Source organism: Dyella sp. OK004 (assembly GCF_900114495.1).
Classification (GTDB): Bacteria; Pseudomonadota; Gammaproteobacteria; order Xanthomonadales; family Rhodanobacteraceae; genus Dyella_D.
Window position 1 is genome coordinate 212,341 of the sequence record NZ_FOZI01000003.1, and the last position, 14,378, is coordinate 226,718.

Sequence of the window (14,378 nt, forward strand, 5' to 3'; positions counted from 1 at the left end):
CCCGCCCATGTCGCCACGAGCGGGCCGTCGATGGCCTGATCCTGAGATCAGTTGCCCTTGTGAATCGCGCGCTTGTCGACCGACAGGGCGGCTTCGTGCACGGCTTCCGACAGGGTCGGATGCGCGTGGACGATGCGCGCCAGATCTTCGGCGGAGCCCTTGAACTCCATCGTCACCACGGCTTCGGCGATCAGCTCGGACACGCCCGGGCCAACCATGTGCGCACCGAGCAGGCGATCGGTTTCGGCGTGGGCGATGATCTTCACCTGGCCGATGGCCTCGTTCATCGCTACGGCACGGCCGATGGCGGCGAACGGGAAGGTGCCGACCTTGTACGGGATACCGGCGTCCTTCAGCTCCTTCTCGGTCTTGCCGGCCCAGGCGATTTCCGGCTCGGTGTAGATCACCCACGGCACGGTGTCGAGATTGATATGTCCCGCCTTGCCGGCGATCCACTCGGCCACGGCCACGCCTTCCTCGGAACCCTTGTGCGCGAGCATCGGGCCGCGCACGGCGTCACCGATCGCCCACACACCGTCGACGCCGGTGTGGTTGTGCGCGTCGACCACAATGCGGCCGCGCTCGTCCAGCTTCACGCCGGTGTCGTCAGCCAGCAGGCCAGCGGTGTAGGCGCGGCGGCCCACGGCGACCAGCAGCTTGTCGACCACCAGCTCGTGCGCACCGTCCTTGTCTTCATAGGTGAGCGCGACTTCGTTCTTCTTGACCTCGGCCTTGGTCAGCTTGGCGCCGAGCTTGATAGCCAGGCCCTGCTTGGCGAATTCCTTGGCGGCGATCTTGGCCACGTCGGCGTCGGCCACCGAAAGGAAATCCGGCAGCGCTTCGAGAATGGTGACGTCCGAACCCAGGCGCTTCCAGACGCTGCCCAGCTCGAGACCGATCACACCGGCACCAATCACGCCCAGGCGCTTCGGCACTTCAGTGAAGTCGAGCGCTCCAGCGTTGTCGACGATCATCTTGCCGTCGAACTTGGCGAACGGCAGCTCGATCGGCACCGAGCCGGAAGCGAGGATCACGTTGGTGGCGCTGATGGTCTGCTTGCTGCCGTCAGCGGCGGTGATCTCGACGTTGTTGCCTTTCAGCAGCTTGCCGGTGCCGTAATACGGTGTGATCTTGTTGGCCTTGAACAGCTGACCGATACCGCCGGTGAACTGCTTGACGATCTTGTCCTTGCGGCCGATGAAGGTGGCCACGTCGATCTTCGGGTTATCGGCAGTGATGCCATGCACTGCGAAGTTGTGCGTCAGGTTGTGGAACTGCTTGGAGGAATCCAGCAGCGCCTTGGACGGAATGCAGCCCACATTGAGGCAGGTGCCGCCGAGCGCCTGCTTGCCGTCCTTGCCGGTGAAGGCGTCCACGCAGGCAGTCTTCAGGCCCAGCTGTGCGGCGCGGATCGCGGCCACATAACCGGCAGGGCCGGCGCCGATGACGATGACGTCGAATTTGTCGCTCATGGTTTTTCCTTGCTGCGTGACTCGCTTGGGAAGCGCGTCACATGTAAAGCGGGGGAGGTATGCGGCGAGTGTTGATGAAATCTCAACACTCGCCGCCAGAGCTTTCGTTACCTATTTGGTATTGAGTGGGGCGCTCAAATACCGAGCAGCATGCGCTGCGGATTCTCGAGCTGATTCTTGATATCCACCAGGAACAGCACCGCGTCCTTGCCGTCGATGATGCGATGGTCGTAGCTCAGAGCGATGTACATCATCGGGGCGGCGATGACCTGGCCGTTCTCGACGATGGCGCGCTCCTTGATGGCGTGCATGCCGAGAATCGCGCTCTGCGGCGGGTTCACGATCGGGGTCGACAGCAGCGAGCCGAAGGTGCCGCCGTTGGTGATGGTGAAGGTGCCGCCCTGCAGGTCGTCCAGGCCCAGCTTGCCGTCGCGCGCCTTCTTGGCGTAGTCGAGGATGCCCTTCTCGACATCGGCGAAACTCTTGTCCTGCACGTCGCGCAGCACCGGCGTCACCAGACCCTTATCAGTCGACACGGCGATCGAGATGTCCTGGTAGCCGTGATAGACGATGTCGTTACCGTCGACCGAGGCATTGACCACCGGATGGCGCTTCAGCGCCTCGGCGGCCGCCTTGACGAAGAAGCTCATGAAGCCGAGCTTCACGCCGTTCGACTTCTCGAACTGCTCGCCCAGCGTCTTGCGCATCTTCACCACCTCGGCCAGGTTCACTTCGTTGAACGAGGTGAGCATGGCGATGGAGTTCTTCGACTGCATCAGGCGCTCGGCGATGCGGGCGCGGATGCGGGTCATCGGCACGCGCTCTTCCGGACGCGAACCCGGCGTCGGCTTGACGGCAGGTGCGGCAGCGGCCGGAGCGGCGGCGCCACCCTTGCCGTAGTTGACCAGGTCTTCCTTGGTCACGCGGCCATCGCGGCCGGTGCCGGCGACTTTGGACGGGTCGATGTTCTGCTCGGTGGCCACACGCAGGCCGGCGGGCGACAGATCTTCGCTGCCCTTGGTGGCAGCGGCGGGAGCCGGGGCTGCAGCAGCGGGAGCGGCGGCCGGAGCAGCCGCGGCCGGAGCCGGAGCGGCGGCAACAGCGCCTTCCTCGATCACCGCAATCACCTGCTGGCTGGTCACGGTGTCGCCGGTCTGGAACTTCAGTTCCTTGATCACGCCGTCAACCGGTGCCGGCACTTCCAGCACCACCTTGTCGGTTTCGAGGTCGACCAGGTTCTCGTCGCGCTTCACCGCATCGCCGGCTTTCTTGTGCCAGGTTGCGATGGTGGCGTCGGAGACAGACTCGGGCAGGACGGGGACTTTGACTTCGATAGACATAGATTTTCCTTCGATCTCTTATTCTGCCGCGTGGTCGGTGCCGATCGGCGCGACCAGCGCCTGTTCGACGAGCGCCGCCTGTTCGGCGACGTGGGTATTGAGGTGCCCTGCAGCCGGTGCCGGCGAGCGTGCGCGCCCCGCGTAGGAGAGGCTTTGCTTGCTGTTGATGCAGGCCTGCAGGTGATGACGGATCTGGAACCAGGCGCCCTGGTTCATCGGTTCTTCCTGGCACCAGATCACTTCCTTGACGGAAGGGAACTTCTCCAGTTCGGCCGTGACTTCCGGACGCGGGAACGGATACAGCTGCTCGACGCGCACGATGGCGACATCGGTCAGGCCACGCTTCTCGGCGGCCTCCAGCAGGTCGTAGTAAACCTTGCCCGAACACAACACCACGCGCTTGACCTTCTTGGCCGCCAGTTCGCGATGCTCCGGGATCACCAACTGGAAGCTGCCGGTGGCGAGCTCGTCCAGCGTGGAGGTGGCCAGCTTGTGGCGCAGCAGCGACTTCGGCGTCATCACGATCAGCGGCTTGCGCGTCGGGCGCACCATCTGGCGGCGGATCATGTGGAAAGCCTGGGCCGGCGTGGTCGGCACGCAGACCTGCATGTTGTCCAGCGCGCACAGCTGCAGGAAGCGCTCGAGGCGGGCGGAGGAATGCTCCGGCCCCTGGCCTTCATAACCGTGCGGCAGGAACAGCGCGAGACCGCACAGGCGGTTCCACTTCGCTTCGCCCGAGCTGATGAACTGGTCGATCACCACCTGCGCGCCGTTGGCGAAGTCGCCGAACTGGCCTTCCCAGATATGCAGGGTGTACGGGTCGGTGGTGGAGTGGCCGTACTCGAATGCCATCACCGCTTCTTCGCTGAGCAGCGAGTCGATAACTTCGACGTCGGCATTGGCGCGCACGTTGGCGAGCGGCATGTAGGTGCGGCCGTCCTTCTGGTCATGCAGTACGGCATGACGATGGAAGAACGTGCCGCGGCCGCAGTCCTGGCCGACCAGACGCAGGTTGTAGTCCTGATCGATGAGCGTGGCGTAGGCCAGGTTTTCGGCGAAGCCCCAGTCACCCGGCAGCTCGCCCGCCGCCATCTTGCGGCGGTCGTCATAGATCTTGGCCACGCGCGACTGCAGCGTGATGTCCTTGGGCACATCGAGCAACTGGTTGGCCAGCTCCACCAGCCGTGCCTTCGGCACGCCGGTGTCGGTCTGGGTGGACAACTTGCCGCCGATGAACTGGTTCCAGTCAACCTCGATGTCCTTGACCAGCGCACTGGTCAGCTCGGTCATCGGATTGCCGGCCTCGAGACGCTGGCGATAGTCGTCGACCATCTTCTGGCCGTCGCCGTCGGCGATCACGCCTTCCTTCACCAGCTGCTGCGCGTACAGGTCGCGGGTGGTGGGACGGGCGCGGATGATCTGATACATCACCGGCTGGGTCGCGGCCGGCTCGTCGGCTTCGTTATGGCCGTGGCGGCGATAGCAGACCAGGTCGATCACCACGTCCTTGCGGAACTGCTTGCGGAAGTCATAAGCCAGGCGGGTGGCCTGGATCACCGCTTCCGGATCATCGCCATTTACATGGAACACCGGCGCATTGACCATCTTGGCCAGGTCGGTGCAGTACAGCGTGGAGCGGGCGTCCTGCGGATTGGACGTGGTGAAGCCCACCTGGTTGTTCACCACGATGTGCAGGCTGCCGCCGGTCTTGAAACCGCGCGCCTGCGACATGTTGAACAGCTCCATGTTCACGCCCTGGCCGGCCAGCGCGGCATCGCCGTGCACAATCACAGCCATCGACTGCTGGCGCTCGGTGTCGCGGCGGCGGATTTGTCGCGCATGCACCGAGCCGGCGACCACCGGGTTGACGATTTCCAGATGCGACGGGTTGAAGGCCAGCGCGACGTGGGTGCCGCCGTTCGGCGTCTTGACGTCGGCGGAGAAGCCCATGTGGTACTTCACGTCGCCCGAGTGCGCCGGATCGTCCGGATGCTCGAACTTGCCTTCGAATTCGTTGAACAGCGTTTTCGGCGGCTTGCCCAGGATGTTGACCAGCACATTGAGGCGGCCACGGTGGGCCATGCCGATCACCACTTCCTTGATGCCGTTGTCGCCAGCGAAGCGAACCACGTCATCGACCATCGGGATCAGGCTGTCGCCGCCTTCCAGCGAGAAGCGCTTCTGGCCGACGTACTTGGTGTGCAGGTAGCGCTCCAGGCCCTCGGCGGAGGTCAGCTCGGCAAGCACGCGCTGCTTGCCGGCCTTGTCCAGCCCGGCGCTGCCGTTGGCTTTTTCGAGGCGCGAGTACAGCCAGTTGCGCTGCTCATGGTTGCTGATGTGCATGAACTCGACGCCAAGGGTGTTGGTGTACACCTTCTTGAGTCGGGCCAGCAGCTCGCGCAGCTTCAGGCGCTGGCCACCGCCGGCGTAGTTGCCGCAGTCGAACTCGGTATCGAGGTCGGACTCGCTCAGGCCATGGAAGGCCAGGCCGAGGTCCGGCGCCGGCAGCTTCTCACTCAGGCCCAGCGGATCAAGGTCTGCGGCCAGGTGGCCGCGCGAACGGTAGGCGGTAAGGATGCGCAGCACCGCGGCCTGCTTGCGGGCGTGGGCATCGTCCACGGGAGCACCAGCGGCGGGGCCGCGCTGCTTCTGGGCGGCCTCAATACGCGCAATGGCCGCAGAGTGGGGAACGTCCCCCGACTCGCGGCCCTTGAAGGTCTCGAAGTACTTGCTCCATTCGGTGGGAACCGACGAAGTGTCGGCCAACCAGGATTCATACAGTTGCTCGACGTAATCGGCATTGCCGCCGGCGAGTTGGGACGAATCAAAGAACTCGCGAATCAGATTTGTGCTCACGTCACCACCGGTGAGGGAAGGTAGGCCTGCAGCTATCTACCAGGGCAGTGTCGACCCAGGCGGATAGCGGGGAAAAATCCCGTTAATTATAGCCCCGGGGTGCTGCGACGCGGCAACCCAGGAAACGCGATTGAAGTGGGGTTGATGCGCAATATTTCGAGAGTCGGGGTACCGACCATCGTCGTAGAGGCTTCATTCGCAGGGTTTGTCCGGGGATTTCGCAGCGGCTCACCGGTGTGCGCCGACCGATCCGGCGTTCAGCCGCCTCTTAGATATCGAGCGGCTGCAAGGCGGTCGCACGCTCGGCGCGCTCCCATACCTCATTGAAATGCTGTTGCAGCGGTGCCTGCCCGGCGCGGTCATGGGCGGATGCGCGCCCCTGAGGCCGTCCCGCGTCCGGCTGAAACAGATAGCCGCCGCTATCCGTAAGCAGGTAGGCCGATCCATAAGCCAGGTCGAGTTCTTCCAGCGGGGTGCGGACCAGTACCCCGCTGGGCAGCCGCTGCGCCAGCGCCACCAGCCGATGGCTGTCGCGCAGCGCGGCGGCTGGGTCGTGCAGCAGTACGCGGATTTCCGCACCGCGGCCGGAGGTGGCGATGCGCCGCAACTGGTCCAGCTCGGCGGCAGAGCTATACATGTCAGAAGGCAGAGTTGGCTGGTAGATCATCAGCCGGTACCTGGCCTCGCGCAGCAGGGCGAGGCGGGTATCGGCCTGCTCGCTACGATTGCTGGCGGGCAAGCTTTCCGTCACGGGTTGGGCAGGGCGCTCGGCAGCGGCGAGCGCCAGGGTCATGTGCCGATGCGGAATGCCCGCATCGTCGAACACCTCGCCGTGCGCCACAAAGCCTTCGCGCTCATAGAAACCGATGGCGGTCACCTGCGCATCGAGCGAAACCTCGGTCCAGCCCAGCGCGCGGGCGCGACCGACCAGTTCGCGCAACAGCGCGACGCCCACGCCAGTGCCGCGCCAGGGTTGCCGCACCGCCATGCGTCCGATCTTGTGCAGCGGGGTCAGCCGGCCGCAGCCGATCGGCTGGCCTGAGGCATCGCGGGCCAGTACGTGGGAGGAAGGCTCGTCCAGCTCATCCCATTCCAGCGCTTCAGGGACGCGTTGCTCGTGCACAAAGACTTCCAGCCGGATCTCGCGCAAAGCCTCGCGGTCCCGCTCACGGGTCCAGTCGGCGCGTTCCAGGTGGAAGTCCTGCAGGTTCATCGGCGGCGGGCCTTCTGCGGCAGCCAGTGACCGTCGTTGACCAGCGACAGCAGCAAGGCCAGTTCAGTGGCGGCGGGAAGCTTGGCGAAACTGACGACGCGCTGCTCGCACAACTGCTCAGCCAGCGCGGCAGGCGCGGGATAGGCATGGCCGCTGACAAACAGCGTGGCGCCCGCCTTGGTCTTGGCCCAAGCCAGTCGCGCCCAGGGATGGCGCAGCAGTTGGGCGCCGCCGTCAAGCAGCTTGCGCAGGGCGGCCTCGGTCATCGGCTTTTCGGGATGCGCGGGTACCTGCGCATTGCGGTAGCGGGTGATGAAGCGGCCGAACCAGTCAGTGAGCAGGGCGTCGTCCAGGGCGGCGGCGAACGGCAGCGCCTGCTTGAGACGGGCCACGGCGGCGCGATCGATCTCGCCAGCGGACTTGGCCGGCTTGAGATCGGCATCGTCATAGCGCAACTCATCCGGCAGGCGTTCGGCCAGGTAATCGGCCAGGTCGCCGGTCAGCTCGGCGCGCGAGGGTGCGCGCATGCCCACCGAGAAGGTCATGCAGGGACCACCGAAGGCGGTGCCGTCATGTGGCACGCCGGGCGGCAGGTACAGCATGTCGCCGGGTTCCAGCAGCCATTCGTGGGTGGGCTCGAAGTGCTTGAGCTGCTTCAGCTCCACGTCGTCACGGAAATCCTTCGGCGCGGCCGGATCGTCGCTGATCCCCCAGTGCCGCTGGCCCAGGCCCTGCAGCAGGAACACGTCGTACTGGTCCACATGGGCGCCGACGCCACCACCGGGTTCGGCGTAGGAAATCATGATGTCGTCCACGCGCCAGCTGGGCAGGAAGCGGAAGGCTTCGAGCAGGGCGGCCACGTCGGCATCCCACTTGTCCACGTCCTGCACCAGCAAGGTCCAGTTGCTGTCGGGGGTTTTGGTGAAGTCGTCCTCGCTCAGCGGGCCGGTCTTCACCTGCCAGCGGTCTCGCTTCTCGTCATGGACGATCAGGCGCGACAGGGCCGCTTCCTCGCAGGCCAGGCCAGCCAGGTCGTTTGGCTCGATCGGGGGGATGAAGCCCGGGAAGGCGTTACGGATCAGCAACGGGCGTTTCTGCCAGTAGTCGCTGAGGAACTGTGCCGGGCTCATGCCCAGGGGCTGCCGGGCCGAGCCGCGGACTTCGATGGGGAGGGGGCGAGTTTTGGTCATCCGGCCATTGTAAGCGCAGCCGCCGCCTGGGGCGGTTCGGGGCCATATCGCAAGCCCGGCGAAGGGTGGGCGCTTAACCTGGAAATAATGGATCGGACATGTGCATATGGCGATACATCCTTTCATAAGCATGGAGCGATAAACGTATCTTTGGGCGTATAGGCGGATAGACGTCCAAAGGAAGCATCGGTGAACGCAGTCGTTTCCCCCGCGCCGGCCCCCGTGCCGCTGCCGGAAGATAAGGCCCGGCAACTGGACCGGCTGCTCGACGGGCTGGCGCCCCATCAGTTGTACTGGGTCGCGGCGCACAGCGCGGCGTTGGCCGCGCGCCTGCCGCTGGCTACCGCGCCGAAAGCCGAGACCGCTGCCAGTGAGCGGGTCACCGTGCTCTACGGCAGCCAGACCGGCAATGCCCGACGCATCGCCGAACAGCTGGGCAAGCGCCTCGAAGCCGCCGGCCTGGCCGTGCGCCTGGTGCGCGCCGACGCCTACCCACAGCGCGAGCTGGCGCAGGAGCGCTACCTGGCGGTGGTGATCAGTACGCAGGGCGAGGGTGAGCCGCCGGACGACGCGCGCGGCCTGGTCGAATTCATCGCCGGACGGCGCGCGCCGCGCCTGCCGTCATTGCAGTTCACCGTGCTCGGCCTGGGCGATTCCAGTTACCCGCAGTTCTGCGCCATCGGCCGCCAACTCGACGAGCGCCTGGCGGAACTGGGCGGCACCCGCCTCGTCGCGCTGGGCGAGGCCGACGTGGACATCGATGCGGTCGCTGCGCCGTGGACAAATAAAGTGCTGGAGCGTGCGGGCGAGGTGGTGGCAAAGGCGCCATCCCCAGCTGTGCGCGTGCCCAACCTGCAGGCGGTGCCCAGCCGCATCCTCCATTCGCGCGAGCAGCCCTTCGAAGCCACGGTACTGGCCAACCAGCGCATCGTGTCGCGCGACAGCGAGCGGGAAGTGCGACATCTGGAGCTGTCGCTCGAAGGCTCCGGTTTGGATTACGCGCCGGGCGACGCACTGGGCGTTTGGCCGCAGAACCCGTCCGCCCTGGTGCGGCAATGGCTGGAGGTGCTGCGACTGGATGGCGACACGGAAGTAAGCCACGAGGGACGCAGCCTGCCTTTAACACGCTGGCTGGGCAGTGAGCGCGAGCTGACCCGCCCGACCCGTAGCTTCGTCGCCGCCCACGCCGCGACCAGCGGCAGCGACGATCTGACTCACGTGCTGCAACCGGAGCGCGCAGCGGAGTTCGCCCGTCTGCTCGCCGAGTACCAACCGATCGACTTGCTGCGCCGTTATCGCGGCGCGTGGACGGCCGATGCACTGGTGGCGGCGCTGCGTCCGCTTACACCACGTCTGTATTCCATCGCGTCGAGTACCAAGGTGGTAGGCGAGGAAGTGCATCTCACGGTTGCCACGGTGGACTACCGCGCGCACGGCGAGCCGCACTGGGGTGCCGCTTCTTCTTTCCTGGCCGCCAGCGATGAAGACACTCGCGTTCCCGTCTTTATCGAACCGAACGAGCGCTTCCGGCTGCCCGCGGATCCTTCGCGCGACATCATCATGATCGGCCCCGGCACCGGCGTGGCGCCGTTTCGCGCCTTCGTCCAGGAGCGTCGCGAGATCGCGGCGAGCGGGCGCAACTGGCTGCTCTTCGGCAATCGCCATTTCAATCTGGATTTTCTCTACCAGCTCGAGTGGCAGGACGCGATCAAACAGGGCGCCTTGCATCGACTGGATCTGGCCTTCTCCCGCGACGAGGCCGACAAGGTCTACGTGCAACACCGTCTGCGCGAACACGGTCGCGAGCTCTATGCATGGCTCAAGGATGGCGCACATCTCTACGTTTGCGGCGACGCCACCCACATGGCCAAGGACGTGCATGCCGCGCTGATCGACGTTGCCGTCACCCACGGCGGCCAATCCCCGGAAGACGCCAAAGCCTGGCTCGCCGACCTTCTGCAACAAGGGCGTTACGCCCGAGACGTGTACTGATATGAGCAGCCCGCTTTCCGATTTCGAACGCATCAAGGCCGACAGCCGCTTTCTGCGCGGCACGATTGCCGAAGGCCTGCGTGACCCGGTTACTGGTGCGATCAGCGACGACGACGGCAAGCTGCTCAAGTTTCACGGCAGCTATCAGCAGGACGACCGCGACCTGCGCGACGAGCGGCGCCGCCAGAAACTGGAGCCGGCTTACTCCTTCATGCTGCGCGCACGTCTGCCCGGCGGTGTGGTGACACCTGCGCAATGGCTGGTATTCGATCGCCTGGCGCGTGAGTACGCCAACGGCACGCTGCGCATCACCACGCGGCAGACCTTCCAGTGGCACGGCATCATCAAGCGCAAGCTCAAGCCGACTATCGCCGCCATCCACGAGGCCTTGGCCAGCACCATCGCCGCCTGCGGAGACGTGGTGCGCAACGTGGTTAGCACGCCGAACCCGGTGGAGACCGGCGCCCATGCGGCTGCCTTCGCATGGGCGGCCAGGCTTTCCGACGGGCTGGCGCCGACCACGCGTGCTTACCACGAGATCTGGCTGGACGGCGAAGCCCTGGTCGGTGAGCCTGAGCACGAGCCGCTGTACGGCGCTACGTATCTGCCGCGCAAATTCAAGATCGGCCTGGCCATTCCGCCACTCAACGATGTAGATGTATTCGCGCAGGATCTCGGTCTGATCGCGATCATCGAGCATGGTGAGTTGCTCGGTTTCAATGTCGCCGTGGGCGGCGGCATGGGTGCGACGCATGGCGATCCCACGACGTATCCGCGCCTGGCTACAGTGATCGGTTTCGTGCCGCCGGAGCGCCTGTTCGCCACGGCAGAGGCTATCGTTGCCGTGCAGCGCGACTGGGGCAATCGCAGCGAGCGCAAGCATGCGCGCCTGAAGTACACGCTCGACCATCGCGGCGTGGATGCTTTCAAGGCTGAGCTGGAAACGCGACTTGGTTTCGCGCTGGAAGCCGAGCGCCCGTACCGCTTCGACCATAACGGCGATCGCTACGGCTGGACCGAGGGCCATGACGGTCGCTGGCACCTGACCTTGCAGATCGAGTCCGGTCGGTTGGCCGATGTCGGCGAGCGCCGCTGGCTGACCGGTTTGCGCGAGCTGGCCACGGTACATCAGGGCGACTTCCGCCTTACCTGCAACCAGAACGTGATCGTGGCTAACGTGCGCGACGAAGAACGCGCGCGCATCGACGAGATCGTGCGCACACATGGCCTCGATGGTTACCGCCAGCACAGCGGCATCCGTCGCCACGCCGTGGCTTGCGTCGCCTTGCCGACCTGTGGCCTTGCGATGGCCGAGGCCGAGCGCTATCTGCCGCATTTGCTGGATAAGGTAGAGGCGCTGCTCGGCGAGTACGGTTTGTCCGATGCACCGATCCTGCTGCGCATCTCCGGTTGCCCGAACGGCTGCTCGCGCCCCTATCTCGGCGAGATCGCCTTGGTCGGTCGCGGACCGGGCCGCTACGACCTGCGCCTGGCCGCGGACTTTATCGGCCAGCGGCTCAATCAGGTTTATCGGGAAAACGTGGACGAGGACACCATCCTAGCCACGCTCGATCAGCTGTTCGCCCGTTACGCCAGCGAGCGCGGGCAGGGCGAGCACTTCGGCGATTTCCTGTTGCGTACCGGTGTCGTCGCACCCGTTGCGTCGCGGCGCATTCCGGCCGAGGTGACCGTATGAGCGACGTCACGCTGGAGGAAGCGAAGCATGAGCCGAAGGCGCTGGCCGCGTTGAACGCTTGGCTAGGTGAGCAAAGCACGGAGCAGCGTGTGGCCTGGGTGCTGGAACACACGCCGGGCAATCACATGTTGTCTTCCAGCTTCGGTGCGCAGTCCGCCGTATCGCTACATCTGGTGACGCAGCAGCGTCCAGATATACCGGTGGTGCTGATTGATACCGGCTATCTGTTTTCGGAGACCTATCAGTTCATCGACGAATTGGCCACGCGGCTGTCGCTCAATCTCAAGGTCTACCGCGCTTCCCTGAGCCGGGCATGGATGGAATCACGTCACGGACGACTGTGGGAGCAGGGCGTAGACGGCCTCGATCGCTACAACCAGTTGCGCAAGGTCGAGCCGATGCAGCGCGCGCTGACCGAGCTCGGCGTCGGCAGCTGGTTCGCCGGCCTGCGCCGCCAGCAATCGCGCAGCCGCGAAAGCATCGGTTTCATCGAGCGCCGCGGCGAGCGCTGGAAATGCCACCCCATCGCGGACTGGACCGATCGCGACGTGGGCCAGTACCTGCAACGGCATGGCCTGCCGTACCACCCGCTATGGGAGCAGGGCTACATCTCCATCGGCGATACCCATACCACCCGTCGCTGGGAGCCCGGCATGGATGCCGAGGACACCCGTTTCTTCGGTCTCAAACGCGAGTGCGGACTGCACAGCCTCGCGTAAGCCGCCCTTGTCGCTATCACCCCGATCACAAAGAAACCATCATGAGCCAGAGTGCACTCGCCCCGATCCAACCTGCGTTTGAAGAAGACGTATTGATCCCGCCTCACGGCGGCACGCTCAAAGACCTCTACCTGCCGCAAACCGAAGCCGACGCGCTGAAGCAGCGCAGCGCGAACCTGCCGGCACTCGATCTCAACACCCGCCAGCTATGCGATCTGGAGCTGTTGCTCAACGGCGCGTTTTCACCGTTGGAGGGTTTTCTTGGCGAGGCCGATTACCGTCGCGTCGTCGACGAACTACGGCTGTCCGATGGCACGCTATGGCCCATCCCGATCACGCTTGATGTGAGCGAGGAGTTCGCCGCGTCGTTGTCGGCCGGCAGTGAAATCGCTCTGCGCGACGTACAGGGTGTGCCGTTGGCGGTGTTGGAAGTGCAGGACATCTACCGTCCCGATCTTGCCCATGAGGCGCAGCAGGTCTTCGGCACGCTCGACCACACGCATCCCGGCGTGGCCGAGTTGCTGGAGCGCACGCGGCCGGTCTATCTCGGTGGCCGCCTGCGCGGCATCCAGCCGCCGGTGCATTACGACTTCGCTGAATTACGCGACACCCCGCGCAATCTGCGCGCGTGGTTCGAGGCGAATGGCTGGAGCCGCATCGTCGCCTTCCAGACGCGCAACCCGATGCATCGCGCGCACCGCGAATTGACCTTGCGTGCCGCGCAGAAGGTCGGTGCGAAGCTGCTGATCCAGCCCTCAGTAGGCCGTACCAAGCCGGGCGATGTGGATCACTACACGCGCGTGCGCTGCTACCGCGCGCTCCTGCCGCAGTACCCCGCAGACAGCGCCAAGCTGTCGCTGCTGCCGCTGGCCATGCGCATGGGCGGCCCGCGCGAGGCGATATGGCACGCGATCATCCGCAAGAACTACGGCGCCAGCCATTTCATCGTGGGACGCGATCATGCGGGTCCCGGTAACGATTCCAGTGGCAAGCCGTTCTACGGTCCGTTGGAGGCGCAGCAGTTGCTGGAGCGTTATCAGGCCGAGCTGGGCATCCAGGTTGTACCGTTTCCGGCCATGGTTTACGCCGCCAATCGCGACACCTATGTGCCGGCGACCGAAGTGGCGGCCGACGACGACGTACGCGATATCTCGGGCACCCAGCTGCGCCGGCATCTGCATGAGGGTAGCGAGATTCCTTCATGGTTCTCTTTTCCCGAGGTGGTGAGAATCCTGCGCGAGCGTCATCCGGCGCAGGCGCCGCGAGGTTTCGCGCTGTTCTTTACCGGTTTGTCTGGGGCGGGTAAGTCCACTATTGCTCAGGCCCTGGTAGCGCAGTTGCTGGAGCACACCAGTCGTGCGGTGACGGTGCTGGATGGTGATGAAGTACGTAAGCATCTATCGCGTGGCCTGGGTTTTTCACGCGAGGATCGCGCAGCCAACGTGACGCGTATCGGCTACGTCGCCAGCGAGATCGTGCGTCATGGTGGCATTGCGGTGTGTGCGCCGATTGCGCCTTATGCCGATGCGCGCGCGGATGCGCGTGGGCTGGTTGAAGCGCATGGCGACTTCATCGAGATCCATGTGGCGACGGCGCTGGAGGTGTGCGAGGCGCGGGATCGCAAGGGGCTTTATGCGCAGGCGCGTGCTGGGAAGATTGCGCATTTCACTGGGATCAGTGATCCGTATGAGGTGCCGGAGCAGCCGGAGTTGCGGGTGGATGGGGATGGGGCAGTGCCCGCGGTGTTGGCGGGGCATATTCTTGATCTGTTGAGGAAGCGGGGATTGTTGGCGGTTTGAGCTCTTTGCTCCTTCTCGTCATGGCAGGCTCTCACTCCCTCTCCCCTCTGGGGAGAGGGTTGGGGTGAGGGGCGGGTGCTCGGTTCACCGCTCCTACTTCG

The 14,378-nt window shown here is 65.0% G+C and carries 9 protein-coding genes; 4 read left to right on the forward strand and 5 right to left on the reverse strand.

The window, feature by feature from the left end:
• Positions 1-47: 47 nt before the first annotated feature.
• From lpdA to BM338_RS13695, 5 genes are all read right to left on the reverse strand, one after another.
• Positions 48-1,472, reverse strand: a complete 1,425-nt coding sequence (gene lpdA / locus BM338_RS13675) for a dihydrolipoyl dehydrogenase (protein ID WP_090451536.1) — start codon at positions 1,470-1,472, stop codon at positions 48-50.
• A 134-nt stretch (positions 1,473-1,606) separates the two neighbouring features.
• A complete protein-coding gene (gene odhB, locus BM338_RS13680) occupies positions 1,607-2,812 on the reverse strand; it encodes a 2-oxoglutarate dehydrogenase complex dihydrolipoyllysine-residue succinyltransferase (protein WP_090451538.1) in 1,206 nt (401 codons plus the stop codon).
• 18 nt (positions 2,813-2,830) lie between these two features.
• A complete protein-coding gene (locus BM338_RS13685; protein ID WP_090451540.1) occupies positions 2,831-5,668 on the reverse strand; it encodes a 2-oxoglutarate dehydrogenase E1 component in 2,838 nt (945 codons plus the stop codon).
• 268 nt (positions 5,669-5,936) lie between these two features.
• A complete protein-coding gene (locus BM338_RS13690) occupies positions 5,937-6,881 on the reverse strand; it encodes a GNAT family N-acetyltransferase (protein ID WP_090451542.1) in 945 nt (314 codons plus the stop codon).
• A complete protein-coding gene (locus tag BM338_RS13695) occupies positions 6,878-8,071 on the reverse strand; it encodes a ribosomal protein uL16 3-hydroxylase (RefSeq protein ID WP_090451544.1) in 1,194 nt (397 codons plus the stop codon). Before BM338_RS13695 ends, BM338_RS13690 begins: the two co-directional genes overlap by 4 nt.
• A gap of 189 nt (positions 8,072-8,260) precedes the next feature.
• Here BM338_RS13695 and BM338_RS13700 point away from each other — a divergent pair, with 189 nt between their 5' ends.
• The 4 genes from BM338_RS13700 to BM338_RS13715 are packed head-to-tail and all read left to right on the forward strand — an operon-like array spanning position 8,261 to position 14,277.
• Positions 8,261-10,063 (forward strand): assimilatory sulfite reductase (NADPH) flavoprotein subunit, encoded by a 1,803-nt coding sequence (locus BM338_RS13700; protein WP_090451546.1) that lies wholly within the window; start codon positions 8,261-8,263, stop codon positions 10,061-10,063.
• Between the two features lies 1 nt (position 10,064).
• Positions 10,065-11,759 (forward strand): assimilatory sulfite reductase (NADPH) hemoprotein subunit, encoded by a 1,695-nt coding sequence (cysI, locus tag BM338_RS13705; protein ID WP_090451549.1) that lies wholly within the window; start codon positions 10,065-10,067, stop codon positions 11,757-11,759.
• Positions 11,756-12,478 carry a phosphoadenylyl-sulfate reductase gene (locus BM338_RS13710; RefSeq protein WP_090451552.1) on the forward strand — a complete coding sequence of 241 codons (723 nt, stop codon included), beginning with the start codon at positions 11,756-11,758 and terminating at the stop codon, positions 12,476-12,478. Before cysI ends, BM338_RS13710 begins: the two co-directional genes overlap by 4 nt.
• Before the next feature lie 41 nt (positions 12,479-12,519).
• A complete protein-coding gene (locus BM338_RS13715; RefSeq protein WP_090451554.1) occupies positions 12,520-14,277 on the forward strand; it encodes a bifunctional sulfate adenylyltransferase/adenylylsulfate kinase in 1,758 nt (585 codons plus the stop codon).
• The last annotated feature ends 101 nt before the right edge of the window (positions 14,278-14,378 follow it).